At 69.7% G+C, this 21,917-nt stretch carries 16 protein-coding genes and 1 tRNA gene; 6 read left to right on the top strand and 11 right to left on the bottom strand.

Annotated elements, in window-relative coordinates; translation table 11 throughout:
- The 9 genes from J1M36_RS10710 to J1M36_RS10670 form a co-directional block, all read right to left on the bottom strand.
- A complete protein-coding gene (locus J1M36_RS10710; protein WP_342358336.1) occupies positions 1-2,112 on the bottom strand; it encodes a threonine/serine exporter family protein in 2,112 nt (703 codons plus the stop codon).
- A 154-nt stretch (positions 2,113-2,266) separates the two neighbouring features.
- Positions 2,267-3,349: a peptidoglycan bridge formation glycyltransferase FemA/FemB family protein gene (locus J1M36_RS10705; RefSeq protein WP_035963815.1), complete on the bottom strand. Its 1,083-nt coding sequence runs from the start codon at positions 3,347-3,349 to the stop codon at positions 2,267-2,269.
- 88 nt (positions 3,350-3,437) lie between these two features.
- Positions 3,438-5,345 (bottom strand): FMN-binding glutamate synthase family protein, encoded by a 1,908-nt coding sequence (locus J1M36_RS10700; RefSeq protein WP_206479541.1) that lies wholly within the window; start codon positions 5,343-5,345, stop codon positions 3,438-3,440.
- A 124-nt stretch (positions 5,346-5,469) separates the two neighbouring features.
- A complete protein-coding gene (locus J1M36_RS10695; protein ID WP_035963817.1) occupies positions 5,470-5,751 on the bottom strand; it encodes an HPr family phosphocarrier protein in 282 nt (93 codons plus the stop codon).
- A gap of 47 nt (positions 5,752-5,798) precedes the next feature.
- Positions 5,799-7,532, bottom strand: coding sequence for a phosphoenolpyruvate--protein phosphotransferase (gene ptsP / locus J1M36_RS10690; RefSeq protein ID WP_206479534.1), 1,734 nt, complete (start codon positions 7,530-7,532; stop codon positions 5,799-5,801).
- 6 nt (positions 7,533-7,538) lie between these two features.
- Complete coding sequence (locus J1M36_RS10685; RefSeq protein WP_206479527.1) at positions 7,539-9,752, bottom strand: fructose-specific PTS transporter subunit EIIC; 2,214 nt, start codon at positions 9,750-9,752, stop codon at positions 7,539-7,541.
- Positions 9,753-9,786: 34 nt separating this feature from the next.
- Entirely contained in the window at positions 9,787-10,824 is a 1,038-nt protein-coding gene (locus J1M36_RS10680; protein WP_082943444.1) for a 1-phosphofructokinase family hexose kinase, read from the bottom strand.
- Positions 10,821-11,612 (bottom strand): DeoR/GlpR family DNA-binding transcription regulator, encoded by a 792-nt coding sequence (locus J1M36_RS10675; RefSeq protein ID WP_064847222.1) that lies wholly within the window; start codon positions 11,610-11,612, stop codon positions 10,821-10,823. The genes J1M36_RS10680 and J1M36_RS10675 overlap by 4 nt, the downstream gene beginning before the upstream one ends.
- A gap of 82 nt (positions 11,613-11,694) precedes the next feature.
- Positions 11,695-12,969, bottom strand: a complete 1,275-nt coding sequence (locus J1M36_RS10670) for an Nramp family divalent metal transporter (RefSeq protein ID WP_064847223.1) — start codon at positions 12,967-12,969, stop codon at positions 11,695-11,697.
- Positions 12,970-13,155: 186 nt separating this feature from the next.
- Between J1M36_RS10670 and J1M36_RS10665 the strand changes: the two genes are divergently transcribed.
- The 3 genes from J1M36_RS10665 (at position 13,156) to J1M36_RS10655 (ending at position 17,498) form a co-directional block, all read left to right on the top strand.
- Positions 13,156-14,901 (top strand): ABC transporter ATP-binding protein, encoded by a 1,746-nt coding sequence (locus J1M36_RS10665; protein WP_206479518.1) that lies wholly within the window; start codon positions 13,156-13,158, stop codon positions 14,899-14,901.
- On the top strand, positions 14,898-16,817 hold the full coding sequence (locus J1M36_RS10660) for an ABC transporter ATP-binding protein (protein WP_144998635.1): 1,920 nt from the start codon (positions 14,898-14,900) through the stop codon (positions 16,815-16,817). Before J1M36_RS10665 ends, J1M36_RS10660 begins: the two co-directional genes overlap by 4 nt.
- A gap of 78 nt (positions 16,818-16,895) precedes the next feature.
- Positions 16,896-17,498, top strand: a complete 603-nt coding sequence (locus tag J1M36_RS10655; protein WP_240918952.1) for a TIGR03085 family metal-binding protein — start codon at positions 16,896-16,898, stop codon at positions 17,496-17,498.
- Positions 17,499-17,603: 105 nt separating this feature from the next.
- Here J1M36_RS10655 and J1M36_RS10650 read toward each other — a convergent pair whose 3' ends face one another.
- Positions 17,604-18,089, bottom strand: a complete 486-nt coding sequence (locus J1M36_RS10650; RefSeq protein WP_167318787.1) for a ferritin — start codon at positions 18,087-18,089, stop codon at positions 17,604-17,606.
- Between the two features lie 173 nt (positions 18,090-18,262).
- On the opposite strand from J1M36_RS10650, the gene J1M36_RS10645 reads away from it, so the two are divergent.
- A tRNA-Thr gene (locus J1M36_RS10645) sits at positions 18,263-18,336 on the top strand.
- Positions 18,337-18,434: 98 nt separating this feature from the next.
- Here the strand turns inward: J1M36_RS10645 and J1M36_RS10640 are convergent.
- The gene (locus J1M36_RS10640; protein ID WP_206479515.1) at positions 18,435-19,310 is read right to left on the bottom strand and encodes a thioredoxin domain-containing protein; all 876 of its coding nucleotides are present in this window, start codon (positions 19,308-19,310) and stop codon (positions 18,435-18,437) included.
- Between the two features lie 247 nt (positions 19,311-19,557).
- On the opposite strand from J1M36_RS10640, the gene J1M36_RS10635 reads away from it, so the two are divergent.
- Positions 19,558-21,102: a trehalose-6-phosphate synthase gene (locus J1M36_RS10635; protein WP_131333359.1), complete on the top strand. Its 1,545-nt coding sequence runs from the start codon at positions 19,558-19,560 to the stop codon at positions 21,100-21,102.
- The gene (gene otsB, locus J1M36_RS10630; protein WP_342358335.1) at positions 21,095-21,892 is read left to right on the top strand and encodes a trehalose-phosphatase; all 798 of its coding nucleotides are present in this window, start codon (positions 21,095-21,097) and stop codon (positions 21,890-21,892) included. The genes J1M36_RS10635 and otsB overlap by 8 nt, the downstream gene beginning before the upstream one ends.
- Positions 21,893-21,917: the final 25 nt, after the last annotated feature.

Raw genomic sequence — 21,917 nt, 5'->3', positions numbered from 1 at the left:
TCAGCGGCGGCGGTTGCGCCGCTGGGAGAGGTACTGCATCCGCTCGATGAACGGGCGCATGAGGTACTTGGCGAGCACCACGCCCGCCGCGAGCAGCACGATGGACACCATGGCGTTGACGAGTCCCGTGATGCCGTTCCCCGTGGTCTCGTTCTCCACGGTGATCGCGTACATTCCGCGGAACAAGCTCAACCCGGGCAGCAGGTAGGTCATCGCGGGGATCGCGAGGATCGCCTGCGGGATCTTGGCCCTCGCCGCGAGCAGCGCGGCCACACAACCGCTCGCCACAGCCCCCACGCCCGTGGCCAATCGTGTGCTGGGATCGAAGCTGCCGATGCCGTGGTAAAAACCGAGGCCCACGAGGGCCGCGGCCACGGCAGGCAGCAGGTGACGCGGCTTCGCCTGCATGGTGATCGCGATCAGAGCGGTGGAGATCAGCATGAACACTGTGTTGGTCATGGCTGCCGCGGGTGTGAACCCGGACTGGGAAACGTCAATCCGTGGGACCCCCAGGTGCGCGGACAAGGTGATCCCCAGGGCGATCCCGGCCACGATCCCCAGGAACGCCATGGCGGTGGACAGTAGTCGTCCGGCCGCGGTCACGGGAAAACCGTTGATCGCGTCCTGCATCGTGGAGACCATGCGGGTGGTGGGCAACAACATGATGATCCCACCGGCGATGACCCTGGGCGGGGACACCTCGACCCCCACCGCCGAGATCAACAGGGCACCGAGCGTGACCACCAGGGCGTTGGCCGCGAGGGAGAAGAACTCCGGGATGCGCCACGCCCCCAGTTTCGCCGTGACGGACTGCACCACCACGGAGGAGACCACGGCCACGAGCGCACCGGCCGGGCTGCCGCCGATCGCCAGCGTGATGGTCCCCGCCGCGATCACCGTGGCGAGCCACACGACCCACTTGGGGTAGGGCTTGGGCCGGGCGTTGATCCGGGCGAGCTCCCGTTCGGCGTCCCGCAGGGGCGTGTTGCCCTCGATGATCCGGGTTACGAGCTGATGGGAGTCCGCGAGACCCGAGTAGTTGTCGGTCCATGAACGCACCACGCGCATCACGGTGTGGCTCGAGGTCGAAGAATCGCCCCACGGGTCCTGGCCGGTGCGCGGCGCGGAGCTCCCGCGCTGTTCCCCCGTGGTCCCGGGTGTGCCCGCCAGGGCGGTCGCGGGGTGGGCGGAGGAACCGGTGTCCTCGGTGACCCGCCGCGGGGCCTCGCCGGCGGCGGTGAGTTTGCCCGTGGCCGTGGTCTCCGCGACGTAGTTGATGGTCACCGACTGGTTGGTGATGTCCACGTCCAGGTTCTCCACCCCGTACGTGGCGCACACCGCGACGATCGCGTTCTCCACGTCCAGCGCGTCCGCGCCGTAGTGGAACATGGTCTCGGCCAGGCGCAGCGCGAAGTTCAGGGTGCGCCGGGCCTGGCGGTCCGTGCTGTCCCCGAACTTGCGCAGGTGCTGGAACGGTGTGGCGGTGAGCCGGTCCACCACACGCATGGGCGCGGTGGGCGCGGCGTCCCCCTGCACGAGGGAGCGCAACAGTGCCTTGGGTGCCCGCGACGGTTTGACCCGGGTGGCCGGGTACACGCCCCGCGAGATCGCGGTGGTCGCGGGCGCCGGCTCGTGCGCCACGGTTTCCGGGCGCTCCACGGGTGAGCTCGCGGGGGCGGTGCCACGCCGGGACGGGCTGCCGATGGGTTCGGTCAATGCCGCGGGAACCGCCGCCCGGTGCCCCTGGCCCGCGCGGTCGGCGGCGATCTGGCCCGGTGTGAGGACGGGCAGGGAGGAGACCTGCGGCGTTCCGGTGCCGGTCGCGGGACCGCGCCCGGCGCTGCGGGGACGGACGCCGGGGACCCGCAGCTGCGACGTCGTCCGGGTGTCGGTGTGCACGGGCGCGCTACGCAGTTCCGCCCGGGCGGCCTGTTCCTCGGTGGGGCGCGGTGCGTAACGCGTACGACGCCCCGGACTCGTGTGCTGCACGGCGTCGCGCAGCGCGGTGTCCCCGGCGGGACCGAACGGTTCACCGTCCACCGCGTGCGGGCCCGTGCTCTCACCCGAGGACGGGTAGCCCTGGTGCGCCAGACGCGTCAATTGCTCGCTCACGCTCACGTGGGATCACCCTTCCCTGCCGCCGCAGGCACTGTTCGACTCCTGTGTGCTGGGGTGCGGCCCACACGCATCCGCTCGCGCGCCCGTGCTCGCCCACGTCCTCGCCTGCGGGCGAGCGGGGGCCGGGTGGAGGGGCCGCGGCCGCCGGTCAGTAGAAGGGCTGACCCGTGCGGCGCACCCACAACTGGCGCTGTACCTTCTCCGCCACGTTGTTCCACACAGCGTATTTCGCGCGGCTGAGTGGCTGATCCCAAACGCCCACGTAATCCACGACAGTCTTGGTGAAGCTCGTCTTGAACAACCCCAGACCGTAGTAGGGGTGCTCCTTGTTCTTGAGCTGGTCGGAGGGCGGGGTCCCGCAGAAGTCGTACTGGGTGATCTCGTGGTCCTGCTTCAGGTCCGTGATGGCGCTCCACTGCACGAGGTGCGAGTCCCCGTACTGCTTGCGCCGCGGCTTGGAGCCGCCATCCTTGTAGGTGCCCTTGCGCCCGTAGGAGATCACGTAGGCACCCACCGAGGGCTTGCCGTCCTCGTACGTGAAGTAGAGCCGGCCCTGACCGCGATCGGCAAAATTGTTCCAGAACGCCCGGTAGTACTCGTAGGAACGCAGGGTCACCTTGGCGTGACCCTGACCCACGGAATCCATGAGCGCGTACATCGCGCGCATGTTCTCCTCCGTGAGCGGGACCTGGTCCACCTCGCAGCCCTCGCGGGTCGCACGGCGCACCGCGTTGCGACCCCGCGAGTGCAGGGACTTGAGCAGGGCCTTCTCGTCCATGTCCGTGTCCAGCACGGCGGTGGAGTCGTTGGGCTGAATCTCGAAGGACTTCACGAGTCCGCTGCGCGCCATCACGCCCGCGGCATAGTCGGAGGCCACGATCTCGGGTTCGTACTTGATCGCGAACACGCCGCGCGCGGGACCCGCCACGAAGCGCTCGTTGGCCGCCACGATGCCGGGGATGTCGTCCACGCTCGCCACGTCCGGGCCCTTGATCATGTACCACAGCCTGCCCAGGGCGGGCACGGACTTCTCGAGCACCAGGTTGTAACTGGGCTGCGAACCGTCCGTGGGTTCGTACACCACGTACTGCGGCTTCCACCCGTGGTCCTTCTTGACCAGCGCGAACGCCTCCGACTGCAACAGGTTGCCACCCGAGGGGTTGGCCGTGACGTGGGAGTCCCACTCGGCGATTTCCTGATCGGTGGCAAAACGTGCCGTGAATTCTCGCAAGGCTCTCTCAATCCTGTACAGGGGGGCACTGACGACGTGAGGCGGTGCCGCGCTGTCGCGGCACCGCCTCACATGGTATCCCTCGGGCTCAGGCGAGCCCGGGGTTGCGGGTGCGTGAGTCGTCGGAGGGGTCCACGTGATCGGAGTCCGGGGACGGGTCGCTCGTCGTGTGCTGGGCACCGGCCGCGTTGCCAGGCTGCCCCTCGGGACGCCGGCTCGTGCCCGCGGTGGACTGCCCGGGGTTCGCCTCGGAGGCCTGCCCCGCGGACGGCCCGCTCGTGCGCGGCGTGGCGGACTCGGTACCGCGCTCGCCGCCGCGGGCACCGGACAGCGCCGGCTCGCGATCGTCCGCCGGCATGACGTCGCCGGGTTCCAGCGGGCTGCGGCCCTTGAACACGTACTTGCCCGGGTGACCCGGGGTGAACTTGTCCGGATCGGCGTAATCCCAGTCCTCACCCCAACCGCCTTCGACGCCCTCGAACAGCTCGCCCGGCGTGAGCCAGCGGTAGAGGGTCTCGTACGAGATGCTCTGGGTGGCCGTGACCTTGCGGCGCAGCATCTGACGCGTGAGCTCCTCGGGGTGCTCGCAGCCCATGGTGGAGATGATCTGGCCCGCTTCCTCCACGGTCAGGCGGTGGTAACGCTCCACGCGGTCACCCTTGTCCTCGATGTCCAGGGCCTTGTAGAGCTTGGGGTTCTGCGTGGTCACGCCCACGGGGCACTTGTTGGTGTGGCACGCCTGGGCCTGGATGCAGCCCACGGCCATCATCATGGCGCGCGCGCTCATGCAGAAGTCAGCACCCTGGATGATGTGGCGCACGATGTCGTGGCCCGAGGTGATCTTCCCGGCGGCGCCAATCTTGATCCGGTCCCGCAGTCCCGCACCCACGAGCGCGTTGTGCACCAGGATCAGACCCTCCACGAGCGGGGTGCCCACGTGGTCCTGGTACTCGAGCGGTGCAGCACCGGTGCCGCCCTCGGAACCGTCCACGATGATGAAGTCCGGGGTGACCTTCTCCTCGATCATGGCCTTGCAGATGGCCAGGAACTCCACGCGCGAGCCCACGCACAGCTTGAAGCCGATCGGCTTGCCGTTGGACAGTTCCCGCAGGTGGGCCACGAACTGGATCAGACCGCGCGGCGTGGTGAACGCCGAGTGGCTGGCCGGGGAGATGCAGGTCTGGCCCACGGGGACCATGCGCGCCTCCGCGATCTCCTCGGTCACCTTGGAGCCCGGCAGCACGCCGCCCAGGCCCGGCTTGGCGCCCTGGGAGAGCTTGATGTTGATGGCCTTGACCTGCGGCAGGTTGGACTTCTTGCGGAAGGCCTCCGGGTCGAAGTTGCCGTTCTCGTCACGCGTGCCGAAATACCCGGAACCGAACTCCCACATGATGTCGGCGTCGTGGGCGAGGTGGTACTTGGTCAGCCCGCCCTCACCGGTCTCCTGCGCGAACCCGCCCATGGCCGCGCCCTTGTTCATGGCGAGCACGGCGTTCTTGGACAGGGAGCCGAAGCTCATGGAGGAGATGTTCAGCAGCGATGCGTCGTACGGCTGCTTGCAGTCCGGCCCGCCCAGGCGCACGCGGTGCTCGCTCTCCGGGGCCGCCTTGGGCGCCACGGACTGGACGAAGTACTCGTAGCCCGGTTCGTTCACGTTGAGCTCGGTGCCGAACGCCTTGTCGCCCTTGAAGCCCTTGGCCCGCGAGTACACGAGCGAGCGCTGGTCACGGTTGAACGGCTTGCCGTCGTAGTTGCGCTCGATGAAGTACTGCTGGATCTCGGGGCGGATCTTCTCCATGAAGAACCGCGCGTGCCCGAGCACGGGGAAGTTGCGCAGGATCGAGTGCCTGCGCTGCGTCGCATCGCGGATGCCCACGAGCAACAGCAGGAAGAAGATGACTGCGAGGATCCACCATCCCCAGGGACCGAAGACCGCTGCGAGAACCGTGGCAATCGTGGCCACGACCAGACCTGTCAGAATGAGAAACCGCACCATGCGATTCACCGTACTCCTCGCCCTGGGCCCCGACCCCGGTCACCGGAATGCGACGATCACCCCCCGGGAAAGCGCCGACGCCGGGTGCCCACACAGGGGCGCCCGGCGCCGGCGGTGGGGAGGATCACTCGGCGTCGAGGTCCGTCTCGATGATCGAGGCGAGGTGCTCGAGGGCTTCCTCGGCGCCGTCGCCGTCGGCCGCGAGGACCACCTTGTCCCCGTGGGCCGCGCCCAGGGACATCAGGGACAGCACCGAGGACGCGTCCATGCCCTCCTCGGCGTCCTCGCCCTCGGCGCGGATGGTGATCTCCAGGTTCTCGTACTCGCCGGCGGCCTCCGCGAAGATCGCGGCGGGCCGGGCGTGCAGCCCCACACGGGAGGCCACGGTGGCAATGCGTTCTGACATGTCAGCTCCTTGCTGGGTCGGTTCGGGTGACGCTGGTTCGGGCGGGGTCACAGCCCCAGTTCGTGCAGCACGGGCAACTGTGCCCGCACGGCTTCCTTGGCCTCGCGCGCGCTCGTGGCGGACACGGCGAGTGCGGCCAGCCGCTCGGCTTGGGCGGTGTCCACGCGGGCGAGCACGGCGGCGACGGCGGCGAGCGAGCGTGCGCTCATGGACAGGGTGTCCACCCCGAGCCCCACGAGCACCACGGCGAGCGCGGGGTCCGCGGCGGCCTCGCCGCACACGCCCACGTTCTTGTGTTCACCGGACGCGTCAGACGCCGCTCGCGCACCCGCCGCGGTGCGCTCGATCATGCGCAGCACGGCCGGTTGCCACGGGGAGTTCAACTCGGCGAGTGCACCCAGCATGCGGTCCGCGGCCATCGTGTACTGGGTGAGGTCGTTGGTCCCGAGCGACACGAAGTCCACGCGCTCGAGGATCTGCTCGGCGGTGATGGCCGCGGCGGGTGTCTCGACCATGACGCCGGTGACCTGCAGCCCCTCGACGCTCGCGAGTTCGTGGAACCGGGCGGCCTCCTCCGCGGTGGCGATCATGGGTGCCATGACCCACACGTGCGCACCGGTCTCCCGGGCCGCCGCCGCGATCGCCTCGAGCTGGCGCTGCAGCACGCCCGGGGTGGTCCAGTCGGTGCGGTAGCCGCGCACACCGAGCGCGGGATTGGGCTCGGTGGTGTCCGTGAGGAAAGGCAGGGGCTTGTCCGCCCCGGCGTCGAGCGTGCGCACGACCACCTTCTTGCCCTCGAACGCCGCGAAGATTTCGGCGTACGCCTGGGTCTGTTCGGCCACGGTGGGTTCGCTGTCCCGGCCCAGGAAGCAGAACTCGGTGCGCAACAACCCCACGCCCTCGGCGCCGGCCTCGGCAGCCGCGCGGGCGTCGTCGCCGGTGCCCACGTTGGCGAGCAGCGGGACCTCGGTGCCGTCCGCGAGCGCGCCCCGGCCGTCGAAGGACGCGAGTTGCGCGGCCGCGCGCTGCCACGCGGTCACTGCCTCGCGTTCGTGCTCTGCCGGTGCCGCGACGACGGCGCCCTCGGCACCGTCCACGAACACGGGCGTCCCCGCGGGGACCTCGAGGATCCCCTCGACGGCCACGGCAGCCGGCAGCCCGAGGTTGCGCGCGAGGATCGCCGTGTGGGACTGGGGTCCGCCGGAGGCGGTCACCAGCGCCACGACGACGTCCGGATCCAGCACCGCGGTGTCCGCCGGTGCGAGGTCCTCGGCCGCGAGCACGAACGGCTCCTTGCGCTGGGGCACGCCCGGGGCGTCTTCCCCGCGCAGTCGGGCGACGATGCGCGCGCGGACGTCCTCGATGTCCGCGGCACGTTCGGCCATGTAGCCGCCCATGGCCCGCATCTGGTCCGCGTACGCGGTGGCAGCCTGCCACAGCGCCCGCTCGGGGCTGAGCTGCTGATCGGTCACGAGCTTGCCCGCGTTCTTGATCAGGGCCTTGTCCCCCGCCATGAGGGACGTGGCCTTGAGTACCTCCGCCGCGGATTCCGCGCGCGCCCGAGCGGCCCTTTCCTTGAGCTCGGCCTTGACCTCGAGCGCCGCTGCCTTGAGGCGGTCGATCGCGGCCTCGGCGTCCCCTGTGAGCGGCTCGCCCTCGGGCGGCTCGCTCACGGCGGGTGCCATGTGCACCACGGGGGCGATCACACGCCCGGGGCTGACCCCCACACCGCGCAGTTCCACGCGCTGCTGTGCGGCACCGGTCACGTCGTTGTCAGTCATGATGTCTCACACTTCCACGGTTTGTTGTGTCTGCGGAACCCCGGGGACCTCGCCCACGTGCTTTTTCACGTTGCCGATGCGCTTGAACAGGGTGACCAGCACGGCGGTGACCACGGTGCCCGCCAGGATGGCGGCCACGAAGCCCCAGCGTCCGTCCACGACCGGCAGGATCCAGATCCCACCGTGCGGGGCAGCCGAGGTCACGCCCCACGCCATCGTCAGGGCACCGGTGATCACGCCACCGGCCATCGAGGCGGGGATCACGCGCAGCGGATCGGCCGCGGCGAACGGGATGGCACCCTCGGAGATGAAGGACGCGCCGAGCAGCCACGAGGTCTTGCCGTTCTCACGCTCCGCGGCGCTGAAGTACTTGCGGCCCAGAACGGTGGAGGCGAGCGCCATCCCGAGCGGGGGCACCATGCCCGCGGCGATCACGGTGGCCATGATCTCCTGCGGCGCCGTGTTGGTCACGGTCGCGGCACCCAGTCCGGCCACGGCGAAGGAATAGGCCACCTTGTTGATGGGACCGCCCAGGTCCGAGCACATCATCAGACCAAGCACGGCACCCAGGGCCACGGCCGAGGCACCGCTCATCCCGGCGAGCAGGCTCGTGAGCCACGTCATGAACGCGGCGATGGGCCCGCCGATCAGCAGGAACAGCAACCCGCCGGCGAACAGCGTGGCGAGCAGCGGGATGATGACCACGGGCATGAGTGATCCGAGCCAGCGGGGCAGCCGGGGCAGCGTCAGCCAGTACGCGCAGATGCCGGCCAGCAGACCGCCCACGATGCCGCCGATGAACCCGGCGCCCATGAAGTTGGCCACGAGACCGGCCGCGAAGCCGGGGGCGATGCCCGGACGGTCCGCGAGCCCGTAGGCGATGTAGCCCGCGAGCGCGGGGACCAACAGGCTGATCGCCAGGTTGCCGGTCTTGAACAGCACCGCACCCAGGTACATGGCCAGGGACACGTCCCCCAGGTTGCCCAGGGTGGTGGTGGCCAGGATGTCGTCGGCCTGCTGGGCCACGAGCACCGGGTCCGCGATCATGAACGCGATCGCCATGAGCAGACCGCCCGCGGCCACGAACGGGATCATGTAGCTGACACCCGTCATCACGGCCTTGCGGATCCGCGTGCCCCACCCCTCGCTGCCGGTCACGGCGGCGGAGATCTCACCGCCGTCGCCCGTGACCTTGGGCGCCTGGGGATCGTCCGCGGCCTCGAGGGCCTCCTGGATCATCTCGCGGGGTTCGTCGATCCCGCGCTTGACCGCGGACGCGATGTACGGCAGACCCGCGAACCGCGAGCGCTCCCGCACGTCCACGTCGGTCGCGAAGATCACGGCCTCCGCCTGACCGATCACGGCCGGGTCCAGACGCGTGGCGCCCGAGGAGCCCTGGGTCTCGACCTGCAGGTCCACTCCCATTTCCTGGGCGGTGTTGGCCAGGGCGTCCGCGGCCATGTAGGTGTGGGCGATGCCGGTGGGGCACGCCGTGACGGCCACGAGCCTGCGCGGACCCCGGGCGCCCGCGTCATCGGGCGCCGTCGACGTCGCGGATTCGGTCAGCGGCGCGTGCGTTCCGGTGGGTGCCTGCGTCCCGGCGTTCGACGCCGCGGTCGCACCGCTCGCACCAGCTACGGCTGCGCCGGCAGCGGCACCGCCGGTTCCCGTGGCAGCGGACCCGTCGGCACCGGTCGCGGCGGAGGATCCCGTGGCCGCGGTTCCGGTCGCCGCGGTGGGTGCCGCAGCGGCGTCGTCCGGCTGCGGAGCGAGACCGAGGGCCGTGTCCACGATGTCCACGACCTCCTCCGGCGACTGCGCTGCGCGCAGGGACGCCACGAAGGGCTTCTTCATGAGGGAACGTGCGAGCTTGGACAGCAGCTTGAGGTGCTCCTGGTCCGCGCCGGCCGGTGCGGCGATGAAGAAGACGATGTCCGCCGGTCCGTCCTTGGCCCCGAAGTCCACGGCGGGGGCGAGCCGCGCCATGACCAGGGTGGCCTGCGTGACGGCCTCGGAGCGGCAGTGCGGGATGCCGATCCCGCCCGGGATCCCGGTGGCGTTCTTGGCCTCCCGGGCCAGGGCGTCCGCGGCGAGGGAATCCGCGGTGCTCGCGCGGCCCTCCCGGTGGACGGTGGCCGCGAGTGCACGGATCACACTCTCCGTGGACTCGCCCAGGTCCCGGTCCAACAGGACCAGGCCGGGATTGATCAGATCTGACATGTCGGTGCTCCTTGGCTACGGGGCGGTGGGTGGATCAGGTCCGGGGCTGCGTCTCGCGGGGCGCGGCCGGGTTCGGCGTCGGGACGTCCGGTGTCGCGGCGCTTTGCCGTGCGGACGTCAGCTGCGTGACCCGCACGGCGTCGGGCGTGGTCTGCGCGACCGTGGGCATCTGCGTCCCGGGCAGGGCGGCGGCGGCGGAGCCGTGGGCCACGGCCCGGCGCAGGCGTTCGGCCGGGGCCTCCCCGCGCTGGGCGGCCACGAGGTACCCGGTCAGGGCGCTGTCGCCGGCGCCCACGGTCGAGCGCACCGTGACGGGTTCGTGCACGGCGTGCCACGCGCCCTCGGGCGTCACGAGCACGGCACCGTTGCCGCCCAGAGTGCACAGCACGGCCCCCACGCCGCGGGCCACGAGCTCCCGCCCGGCGTCCGCTGCGGCGCGCGGATCGGCCTCGAGCGCATCGCCGTCGGTGCGGCCCAGCAGCTCCGCGAGTTCGTGGCCGTTGGGTTTGATCACGTCCGGCAGTACGGTGACACCCGGGGCGAGAGCCGCGCGCAGCACGTCCCCGGAGGTGTCCAGCGCGAACGACGGCGCGGCCGCACCGAGCGCGCCGCTCACGCGGGCGGCCAGCACGGCGTAGACGTCCGGGGCGGGCCCGGGCGGCACGGACCCCGCGAACACGAGCCACTGCGCACCCGCGCCGCGGGAGACGATCCGTTCCACGATCCGGTCCACGGTGTGCTCGTCCAGCGGGGGGCCGGGCTCGTTGATCTTGGTCGTGGTCCCGTCCGGTTCGGTCACGGTGATGTTGGATCGCACGGGCGCACCGATGGACACGCTGTCGTAGCGCACCCCCGCGGCGTCGAGCGCGGTGAACAGCGGATCAGTGCCGTCCCCCGGGACCACGGCCACAGTGTCCACACCGCTCGCGGCCAGCGCGCGCGAGATGTTCACACCCTTGCCCCCGGGGTCCTGGCGGGTGTCGCTCGCGCGCTGCACGCGACCGCGGGCCAGCGGGCCGGGCAGGTCCACGGTGCGGTCCACGGAGGGGTTGAGGGTCACGGTGATGATCATGCGAGAACCACTTCCACGTCGGCGTCTTCGAGGGCTTGGGCCAGCTCCCCCACGGGAGCGCGGTCGGTGATGAAGGTGTCGATCTGTTCGAGCGAGCAGAAGTGCGTGAGGGTCTCCTGGTCCTGCTTGCTCGCGTCGCACAGGACGACGACGCGGCGCGCGGCCTGCACGATCGTCGCCTTAACCACGGCCTCGATGGGGTCCGGGGTGGACAGCCCGAAGGAGGCGTGGGCGCCGTTGCAACCCACGAACGCGAGGTCCGGGCGCAACTGGTCGTAGTGCTGGGCGGCCCGCGAGCCGGTGGCCGCCCACGTGAGTTTGCGGATCCGCCCACCCACGAGCTCGAGCCCCACACCCTCGGCGTCCGCGAGTTTCGCCGCGATGTGCAGGGCGTGGGTGATGATCAGCTGTTCCTGCCCGCCGGGCAGGTGGTTGTCCCGGGCCAGCAACAGGTCCGCGAGCGCCTCGACCGTGGTGCCGGCATCCAGGACCACGGCACCGGCCTCGGCATGTTCGAGTACCTCGAGGGCTTTGCGGGCGATGGCCCGTTTCTCATCGGCCGCGAGGCGCGATCGGGAGTCCATCCCCTGTTCGCCGCTCGTGGACTGGTCCACGGACACGGCACCGCCGTGCACACGGCGCAGTTTCCCCTGGGACTCGAGCACGGCGAGATCCCGGCGGATCGTCTCCATGGTCACACCGAACCGCTTCGCCAGTCCCGCACCGTTGACACGGCGCTCGTGGCTCACGGTGCGTGTGATCTCCTCGTGGCGTTCTGCAGCGAACATCTTCACCTCACGGACCGGGGTGTCGGCGGTGAAACCCCTGTGTGATGTGAGCTTATGTCTGTTTATGTGGTTTTGCTAGCCCCTAACCCACATTTCCCACGCCCATGACGAGCAGGACCACGTTCAGCACCACCACGATCGCGGCGCTCACCCACCCGATGGCCGCGAGCACCGGGCCATTGCGGAAGCGGCCCATGAGGGAGGCCCTGCCCGTGGCGCGCACCAGGGGGATGAGCGCGAACGCGATCCCGAAGCTCAGCACCACTTGACTCCCGACCAAGGCTGCAGTGGGTTCCGCGCCGAGCGCCAGGATCACGACGGCGGGGATCACCGTGATCAGCCGCCGCGCGAGCAGCGGGATGCGCCACCGCAACAGACCCGCCGTGACCACGTCCCCCGCGTACGCACCCACTGCGGTGGAGGCGAGCCCGGAGGCCAGCAACCCCAGGGAGAAGACGACCCCCACGGCGGGCCCGAGCGCGTCGGAGATCGCGTGCTGCGCACCCTCGATCGTGTCCGTGCCCTCCACGCCGTAGAGGTTCCTGGCCGCGAGCAGGAGCATCCCTATGTTCACCGCACCGGCCACCACGAGTGCCAGCACCACGTCCACGCGGGTCGCGCGCAGGAGTTGGGAGACGCGCTCTGGGGCGTGGCCCATGCCGTGACGGTCCCGACTCAGTGCGGAGTGGATGTAGATCGCGTGGGGCATCACGGTGGCACCCAGCATCCCCGCCGCGATCACCAGGGACTCGAAGCCCTCCAGCCGCGGTACCAGACCGTCGAGCACACCCCGCGGATCGGGCGGGCCCACCACGAGTCCCCCGAGAAACCCCACCGTGATGATCCCGAGCATCCCCAGGATCACGGTCTCGAACACGCGCTGACCGCGGTGGTTCTGGAGCGCGAGCACGAGCATGGACAGCGCGGCCACGATCACCCCGCCCAGGGGCAACGGGATGCCGAACAGCAACCACAATGCGAGCGCCCCGCCGATCACCTCGGCGACGTCCGTGGCGATCGCCATGAGCTGGGCCTGGGCCCAGTAGAGCACCCGGGTACCGGGCGGCAGCGAATCGCCTAGGACCTGCGGCAGGGACAGCCCCGTCACGATCCCGAGCTTGGCGGAGAGGTACTGGATGACCATGGCCATGAGGTTGGCGAGCACGAGCACCCATACGAGCAGGTAGCCATGCCCCGCACCCGCACTCACGTTCGCGGCCACGTTGCCGGGGTCCACGTAAGCGATCGCGGCCACGAACGCCGGACCGAGTGCGGCGATGGTCCCGTGCGACGACGCCCGCGCCGTCGTACCCCCCGCACCGGTCGCGTCCTGCGGCGCTGGATTGCCCGACGTCATGGTGTCCTCCTGCTCAGGTCCACCGTCCCGCGCACCGCGTGGAACGGCAAGTTTCGGTGCACCGAAACTTTAGCGCGTGACACCCGGATCACCCGGGGTGCCCCGGTCCGTTCAGCGTGTCCCGGCCCGCGCGTATATTGGGCGCGTATTCGGCTCCCTCCGTGCTCGACGTCAGGATCGACCGTCATGCTGCTGAGTTTGTTACGCACTTTCACGCGCCCCTACGTCCCGTGGGTCGTGGGCGTTCTCGTGTTCCAACTGGCGGCCACGATCGCTACGCTCTATCTCCCGAGCCTCAATGCCCGGATCATCGACAACGGCGTGGCCCGCGGGGACACCGACTACATCTGGCGCGCCGGCGCCGTGATGCTCGCCGTGGCGTTCGCCCAGGTGATCGCTGCCGTCGTGGCCGTGTGGTGCGGTGCCCGCACGGCGATCGGTGTGGGCCGGGACCTGCGCCGGGACGTCTACCGCCGGGTCGGGCAGTTCAGCGCGCGCGAGGTCGGGAAGTTCGGGGCGCCGTCGCTGATCACGCGCACCACCAACGACGTCCAGCAGATCCAGATGCTCACCCTCATGGGCCTGAACTTCATGGTCATGGCGCCCATCATGTGCGTGGGCGGGATCGTCATGGCCCTGCGGGAGGACCCGGGGCTGTCGTGGCTCGTGTGGGTGTCCATCCCTGTAATGGGGGTGCTGCTGGGCCTCGTGGTCTCCCGGTTGATGCCGTGGTTCCGGATCATGCAGGAACGCATCGACGGGATCAACGGGGTGCTGCGCGAACAGATCACCGGGATCCGGGTGATCCGCGCCTTCGTCAAGGAGCCGTTCGAGACCGCGCGTTTTCGCAGCGCGAACCAGGACCTCACGGACATCTCCCTGCGCATCGGGGCGCTGTTCGTGCTGATGTTCCCCGTGATCAACATGGTCATGCACCTGGCCACCGCGGCCGTGCTGTGGTTCGGCGGCCACCGCGTGGACCAGGGCCAGATCCAGGTCGGGGCGCTGACCGCCTTCCTGCAGTACATGCTGCAGATCCTCATGGCCGTGATGCTGGCCACGTTCATGTTCATGATGGTCCCGCGCGCGGTCGTGTGCGCCGAGCGGATCGGGGAGGTGCTCGACACCCGCCCCACCATGCACCCGCCGCAGCGACCGGCCGTAGCACCGCGCCCGGTGGGCCACGTTCGGTTCGAGGACGTCACGTTCCAGTACCCCGGCGCGGAGGACCCCGTGCTGTCCGGGATCGACTTCGCGGCGGAACCGGGACGCACCGTGGCCGTGGTCGGGGCCACGGGTTCCGGGAAGAGCACACTTATTAGCCTGATCCCCCGCTTGCTCGATCCCGTGACCGGCCGTGTGCTGCTGGACGGGGTGGATCTGCGCGACTACGCCCCGGACGACCTCGCGGGCCGGGTGGGCCTGGTCCCGCAGCGGCCGTTCCTGTTCTCCGGGACCGTGGCGTCCAACCTGCGCTTCGGCCGCGCGGACGCCACCGACGACGAGTTGTGGGAGGCCCTGCGCGTGGCCCAGGCGGACGACTTCGTCCGCGAGATGCCCGAGGGTCTGGACGCCCCCGTGTCCCAGGGTGGGACCAACGTGTCCGGGGGTCAGCGCCAGCGGCTCAGCATCGCCCGCGCCCTCGTGGCCCGCCCCCGGGTCTACGTCTTCGACGACTCGTTCTCGGCACTCGACGTCGCCACGGACGCCCGGTTGCGCGCCGCCCTGCGCCCCGTGACCCGGCACGCCACCGTAATCACGGTGGCCCAGCGCGTCTCCACCATCACGGACGCGGACCTCATCCTGGTCCTCGAGCACGGCCGGATCATCGCGCGCGGCACCCACGAGGAGCTCGTGGCCGCGAGCGAGACCTACAGGGAGATCGTCACGTCACAGCTCTCGGCCGAACAGACCACGGGAGGCGAACGGTGAGCGAGACACAGGAACCGGCCCGGAAGCCGCAGCGCTTCTGGGCCTCGGCCGGGCGGCTCGTGAAGCTCATGGCCCCGCACAAGGCTGCGCTCGCCGTCGTCGTCGCGGCCGTCGTGCTGTCCGTGGTGCTCACGGTGTGGGCCCCGCGCGTGCTGGGACGCGCCATGGACGTGATCTTCGCCGGCGTCGTCGGCAGATCCCTGCCAGCGGGCGCGAGCCAGCAACAGGTCGAGGCCGGGCTGCGTGCGCAGGGCCAGGACACGCTCGCGGACATGATGTCCGCCATGACGCTCGTCCCGGGACAGGGCGTGGACTTCACCCGACTAGGCACCCTCATCCTCGTGGTGCTCGGCATGTACACCGTGGCCTCGGTGCTCATGTGGTTGCAGGGCTACGTGCTCAACCGCGTGGTCATGCGGGTCGTATACGACCTGCGCGAGGAGATCGAGCGCAAGGTCAACGCCCTGCCCCTGAGCTACTTCGACGCGCGCCAGCGCGGGGACGTGATGTCCCGCGTGACCAACGACGTGGACAACATCCAGACGGCGCTGCAACAGACCTTCGCGCAGCTCGTGCAGAACGTGCTGACCGTGCTCGGCATCATGGTCATGATGTTCATCGTCTCGTGGCAGTTGGCGCTCGTCGCGCTCGTGGCTCTGCCGTTGTCCGCCGTGGCGGCGGGGGTCATCGGCACCCGCTCCCAGCGGTTGTTCAAACAGCAGTGGCACGCCACGGGTCAGCTCAACGGGCACATCGAGGAATCCTTCTCGGGCCACGAACTCGTGCACGCGTACGGCCGACAGCGTCAGATGCAGCAGCAGTTCGACGAGCGCAACGAGGAACTGTACCGGGCGGCGTTCGGGGCGCAGTTCATGTCCGGGACGATCATGCCGGTCATGCAGTTCATCTCATACCTGTCCTACGTCGGCATCGCCGTGCTGGGCGGGCTGCGCGTGGCCACGGGCCAGCTGACCCTGGGGGACGCCACCGCGTTCATCCAGTACTCCCGGGAATTCACCCAGCCGCTGTCCCAGGTCGCGGGCATGGCCACCCAGTTGCAGTCCGGCATCGCCTCCGCGGAACGCACCTTCGAACTGCTCGACGCCCCCGAACAGGAACCGGAGACGCCCACCGCCCACCTGCCGGGCACGCTGCGCGGTGAGGTGCGCTTCGACCACGTGAACTTCTCCTACGACAAGGCCGCCCTGGCCCGGGGTGCCGAGCCCCTGATCGAGGACATGTGCCTGCACGTGGCTCCGGGGCGCACCGTGGCGATCGTCGGACCCACGGGCGCCGGGAAGACCACGCTCGTGAACCTCATCCTGCGCTTCTACGAGATCGACGCGGGCCGGATCAGCTTGGACGGGATCGACATCCGGGACCTCTCCCGCCACGAACTGCGTTCACAGGTGGGCATGGTGCTCCAGGACGCGTGGTTGTTCAGCGGCACCATTCGGGAGAACATCCGCTACGGCCGTCAGGACGCCACGGACGAGGAGGTACTGGCCGCTGCGCGCGCCACGTACGTGGACCGTTTCGCGCGCGCCCTGCCGGACGGGTACGACACCGTGATCTCCGAGGACGGCTCCTCGGTCTCGGCCGGTGAGAAGCAGCTGATCACGATCGCCCGGGCGTTCCTGGCGCAACCGTCCCTGCTCATCCTGGACGAGGCGACCTCCGCGGTGGACACCCGCACGGAGCTGCTCGTGCAGAAGGCCATGGCCGCGCTGCGGGAGCGCCGCACGTCCTTCGTGATCGCCCACCGGCTCTCCACCATCCGGGACGCGGACACGATCATCGTCATGGAGTCGGGGCGGATCGTGGAGCAGGGTTCCCACGACGAGCTGATCGAGGCGGACGGGGCCTACGCCAACCTCTACAGGGCGCAGTTCAACGCGGCGGACCCCGCCTCGTGAGCGCGCGCGGCGGTGGCAATCACCGCGGCGCCCGTCTACCGTGGACGTGACGGTCCACCCCACAGAATGGATGTTCACGTGACCAACTTCGCCAATGTCGAACGTCGTCATCTTGCCGCGCTGCTGCGCCGTGTGGGGCCGGACGCCCCCACCCTGTGCGAAGACTGGGACGCCCGGGACCTCGCGATCCACCTGATCATCCGTGATTCCCGTCCGGACGCGGTCGCCGGGATGCTCTCCCCCAAGCTGCCCGTGCTCGGGCGCCACGCCAAGTCGGTGGACGCCGACTACCGGGAGATGCCGTGGGAGAAGCTCGTGGACCTCGTGGAGCGCCCCCCGCTCTTCTCCCCGGGTCGCTGGTCCCCGATCGATAAGCGGATGAACACCGGGGAGTTCTTCATCCACCACGAGGACGTCCGCCGCGCGCAGCCTCAGTGGCACGCCCGGCAGTTGCTCAACGACGAGCAGAAAGACCTGTGGAACGTGCTCAAGCTCATGGGCCCGGCACTGCTGCGCAAGAAGTCCGAGTCCGTGGTGCTGCTCGCGGGCGGTTTCGGTGCGGTGCGCGGCGGCAAGAAGTCCGCCCGGCGCGTGGAACTCGTGCGCGGTGAACCGTCCGAGCTGCTCTTGTGGGCCTTTGGCCGCGAGGAGCAGGCGGACGTGGAGAGCACCCAGGAGTAGTACCCGCCATGCAGGAAGAACCGGCCCCGCTCAAGCGGGGCCGGTTCTTCCGTGTTCTTCCGTGTTCGGGCGTTTTCGGGGGCGCCCGGACCGGGCAAGGTGCGCTCAGTCGGCCCGGACTGGCCGGGAACCCAGTTCGGAGTCCAGGCGCAACAGGCCGGGCCCGTCGTTGTGGACCAGGCGCACCTGGTCGCAGATCTCCTCCACGGTGGCCTCCTCCTCGATCTGCTCGCTGATGAACCAGTGCAGCAGGGGCATGGCATCGATGTCGCCTTCTTCCTGCGCCAGCCGGTACAGGTTGCGGATCGATTCGGATACCTTGCGCTCGTGCGCGAGCGCGGCCTCGAAGCACCCCAGGACGGATTTGTCGGCGATGTTCGGACCGGCCATATCCCCGATCTGCGGATCACCGCCGCGGTCCACGATGTGGTCGATGAACTTCTCGGCGTGCGTGATCTCCTCGGCCGCCTGGGCGCGGAACCACTGCGAGAAACCGGGCAGACTCGCCACGTCCATCTCAATGGACAACTGGCGGTAGACCACGGTCGCCTGCAGCTCCATGGTGATCTGGTCGTTGAACGCTTCTGCCATTCTTCCCTTGATTTCCATGACCCCATCGAAGCAGTTTTTCTCCGGCATGGGTAGGTAGCACGCCACCGCATGACGGGTCCCGCCGCCCCGGCCGGTTCCCGCGCGCCGGGTGCCCGCCCTCGGCGCGTCGTCCAGTACCATGGAGCGGTCCCGTGATCGCACTGGGCAGCAGTGCCTCCTTAGCTCAGATGGCCAGAGCATCTGTCTTGTAAACAGAGGGTCGCCGGTTCGAATCCGGCAGGGGGCTCCGAACCCGGGCACGGCGCCGTCGTCCCCGCGTGACAGACGATGAGAGCCCCGGTCGGGATGACCGGGGCTCTCGTCGCGTCGGGGGCATCGCCCGCGTCACTTCTTCTCGTCGACCGCCTTCTTCAGTGCGTCCTGGAAGTTGCCTCCCTCGTAACGCTTGCCGTCGATGAAGATGGTGGGCGTCCCGGCCACACCGTTGTTGATGGACTCGCGGGACATCACGTTGACCATGGGGCGGTAGGTGTTCTCACCGAGCTGGCCCGCCGTCACGTTCGCGCCGTGCTTGTTGGCGATGTCCGCGATCTGCTGGTCGCTCAGGCCGCCGGTGCCCTGGTGGCTGAACAGCTCCTGGGCGAACTCCATGTACTGGTCGCTGTCGACCTGCTCGGCGACCACGTAGGCCGCGTTGGCGGCGCGGGACGAGTACTGATCGCGGGTGGCCCGGTCCAGGAAGTTGAGGTTGCGGTACTCCACCTGCACGTCACCGGCGTCCACGGCCCGCTTGATCGCGTCCGCGTTCTGCTTCTCGAAGTCGGCGCAGTGCACGCACTCGAAGTCCTGGAAGATCACGACCTGCACGGGCTTGCCGTTGCTCGCGGCCTGGTCCTGGTCCACGACCCCCGGGGGCGTCTTGGAGGTGTCCGCGGTGGCAGCGGGCTCGGGCTCCTGGGAGAGGTCCCGTTCCTGGACGTCCGAGCTGTTCTGCACGATCCCGTCCTTCGTGACCGTGATGCCGCCGTACTGGTTAGCGCTCGCGGGCACGGGGCCGGCGTCGGGGATCCTGGCCCTGTTGTTCTGCCACACGACCACCCCGATGATCAGCGCGATGATCACGAGCAGCGCGATGACGGCGGCGATCAGCCCCACGGGTTTACCGTTGGAGCGGCGGGACTGCCGGTCTGCGATCTGGCGTGCCCGCTCCCGGGCCTGGTCCGAGGACGAGGAACCGGCGGTGTTGTTCTTGGAAGCCATGGGGGCCCGGGTTTCCTTCCGATGTGCTACACGGGTGTCGGTCTTCGTCCCCAGATTACCCGGGCCCGGCGGGGCCCCGATTCAGCCCGTTCCCAGCTGCCGGGGACGATGCCGCTCGGGCCTCGTCGCGGCCGCCCCGCACCGGCGCGGCGTCGTGCTCCCGTCCCGTCGGCGACTTCTCCCCCGGTGCCGGTGGTACGCACACTTAGGATGGGGGTGAACAGCCGCCCCGGGGAAGGAAGCGATCGTGTCCGCAGACCAGTCTCTTGAGAAGGTGCCCGTCCCGCAGGACGGCTACGACTTCGTGGTGGTGTCCAACCGTCTTCCCGTGGACCGGGACGTGGACGAGGACGGCAACAGCACGTGGCGCCGCTCCCCCGGCGGGTTGGTGAGCGCCCTGGCACCCGTGATGGCCCAGCGCGGCGGCGCGTGGGTGGGGTGGCACGGCGCCCCGGACGAGACGCTGGAGCCGTTCGACCACGACGTCTTCCATCTCGTGCCGGTGAGCCTGTCCGAGCTCGAGGTCAAGCGCTACTACGAGGGCTTCTCGAACGCCACGCTGTGGCCGCTGTACCACGATGTCATCGCGCCGCCCGAGTTCCACCGCACGTGGTGGTACGCCTACCGTCGCGTCAACGAGCGCTTCGCGCGCCGGGCCGCGGAGACGGCCTCCCAGGGTGCGACCGTGTGGGTCCAGGACTACCAGTTGCAGTTGGTGCCGCGCATGCTGCGTCGGTTGCGCCCGGACGTGACCATCGGGTTCTTCAACCACATCCCGTTCCCGCCCACCGAGATCTACTCCCAGTTGCCGTGGCGCAAGGCCGTGCTGGAGGGTCTCACGGGTGCGGACCTGATCGGCTTCCAGCGCCCCGGGGACGCCCAGAACTTCCAGCGCTGCGTGCGCAAGTACCTGGGGGTGCAGTTCACCAAGGGCAGCGCCCGGTTCTCCGAGGACACGGCGGACGGCGAGAGCACCGAGTGGGCCGTCAACGCGGGCTCGTACCCCATCTCGATCGACGTGGAATCCATCAAGGAACTCGCGTCGGACCCGCAGGTCCAGGCCCGGGCGCGGGAGATCCGCGAGGAGCTGGGCAACCCGGACACCGTGTTCCTGGGAGTGGACCGCCTGGACTACACCAAGGGCATCCGGCACCGCATCAAGGCCTACGGCGAGCTGCTCGAGGACGGGGAGATCTCCGTGGAGAACTCGGTGCTCGTCCAGGTCGCGAGCCCGTCGCGCGAGCGCGTGGACTCCTACCGGCAACTGCGCGAACTCGTGGAGGGCATGGTGGGGCGGATCAACGGCCAGTTCGACACCATTTCCCACACCGCCGTCCGCTACCTGCACCACGGCTACCCGTTCGAGGAGATGGTGGCCCTGTACCTCGCCGCGGACGTCATGCTCGTCACGGCCCTGCGGGACGGGATGAACCTCGTAGCCAAGGAGTACGTCGCGGCCCGGCAGGACCGCTCGGGTCGACTCGTGCTCTCGGAGTTCACCGGCGCCGCCGAGCAGCTCAAGCAAGCGGTGCTCGTCAACCCGCACGACATCGACGGGCTCAAGTCCGCCATGCTGCACGCGCGGGACATGTCCGACGCCGAGGCCCGCAAGCGCATGTCCTCGATGCGCCGGCAGGTGCTCACGCACGACGTCGTCGACTGGTCCCACCGTTTCCTCGACGACCTCGCCGCGCACGCCCCGGAGCTCGAGCAGGGCGCCGCGCCCGGGCGGGATTCCGCGCACGACGACGGCGCCGCGGCCGACACGACGCCCGGAGCGGATCGTGACTGACTCGCTCGCGGACGCCCTCGCCACCGCGGCCACGGCCGACACCATGTTGCTGGCCCTGGACTTCGACGGCACCCTGGCACCGTTCACCGAGGACCCCGAGGATTCCCGGCCGCTGCCCGCCGCGCGGGACGCGCTCGACGCGCTCGCCGGACTGCCCCGCACCACGGTCGCGATCATCTCGGGGCGGCCCCTCGAGTTCCTGCGCACCGTAGTGGACCCGCGGCGCCGCATGGTGCTCTCCGGTTCGCACGGCGCGGAGCTGGACCTCGGCGCCGCGCCCGGCTTCGGTGCGGACACCGAGATCGAACTGACCGAGCACCAGTTGGCATTGCTGGACCGGGCGATCGATGCGACGTACGGGTTCGTGCAGCGCTATCCGGGCTCGCGGGCAGAACTCAAACCCGCGGGTGTGGCCTTCCACACGCGTCCCATGGAAGACCCGGACACCGCCCGGCGAGCGCTGGACGAGATGACCGAGGCCTATGCCGCGATGCCCGGCCTGCGATTGACCCCGGGTCAGCAGGTCATCGAGTGCTCGGTGCTCAGCGCGACCAAGGGGGACGGTCTCACGGCCATCCGCGGAGCCGTGCACCCGCAGGTCACGGTCTTCGCCGGTGACGACGACACCGACGAGGACGCCATAGCGATCCTGGGACCCCACGACGTGGGGATCAAGGTGGGCACCAAGGACTCCACGGCCCCGTGGCGCGTGGCGGATCCGGACGAACTGACCCGGCTGCTCACGGAATTCGCCCGGCAGCGGGCCCGTGCGGTGACTAGCATGAACTGACATGACCGCCTCCCCGTCCCCCGAG

This window comes from Kocuria sp. KRD140 (assembly GCF_017168375.1).
Classification (GTDB): Bacteria; Actinomycetota; Actinomycetes; order Actinomycetales; family Micrococcaceae; genus Kocuria; species Kocuria marina.
This window is presented reverse-complemented; position numbering and strand designations above follow the sequence as displayed.

What these genes read in the sequence shown, in the direction of transcription:
- J1M36_RS10665 (WP_206479518.1), top strand. Translation starts at nt 13,156, where the DNA reads ATGCTGCTGAGTTTGTTACGCACTTTCACGCGCCCCTACGTCCCGTGG.
- J1M36_RS10640 (WP_206479515.1), bottom strand. Translation starts at nt 19,310, where the DNA reads ATGGCTTCCAAGAACAACACCGCCGGTTCCTCGTCCTCGGACCAGGCC.
- J1M36_RS10675 (WP_064847222.1), bottom strand. Translation starts at nt 11,612, where the DNA reads ATGTTCGCTGCAGAACGCCACGAGGAGATCACACGCACCGTGAGCCAC.
- J1M36_RS10680 (WP_082943444.1), bottom strand. Translation starts at nt 10,824, where the DNA reads ATGATCATCACCGTGACCCTCAACCCCTCCGTGGACCGCACCGTGGAC.
- ptsP (WP_206479534.1), bottom strand. Translation starts at nt 7,532, where the DNA reads ATGACTGACAACGACGTGACCGGTGCCGCACAGCAGCGCGTGGAACTG.
- J1M36_RS10650 (WP_167318787.1), bottom strand. Translation starts at nt 18,089, where the DNA reads ATGGCAGAAGCGTTCAACGACCAGATCACCATGGAGCTGCAGGCGACC.
- J1M36_RS10695 (WP_035963817.1), bottom strand. Translation starts at nt 5,751, where the DNA reads ATGTCAGAACGCATTGCCACCGTGGCCTCCCGTGTGGGGCTGCACGCC.
- J1M36_RS10685 (WP_206479527.1), bottom strand. Translation starts at nt 9,752, where the DNA reads ATGTCAGATCTGATCAATCCCGGCCTGGTCCTGTTGGACCGGGACCTG.
- J1M36_RS10700 (WP_206479541.1), bottom strand. Translation starts at nt 5,345, where the DNA reads ATGGTGCGGTTTCTCATTCTGACAGGTCTGGTCGTGGCCACGATTGCC.
- J1M36_RS10670 (WP_064847223.1), bottom strand. Translation starts at nt 12,969, where the DNA reads ATGACGTCGGGCAATCCAGCGCCGCAGGACGCGACCGGTGCGGGGGGT.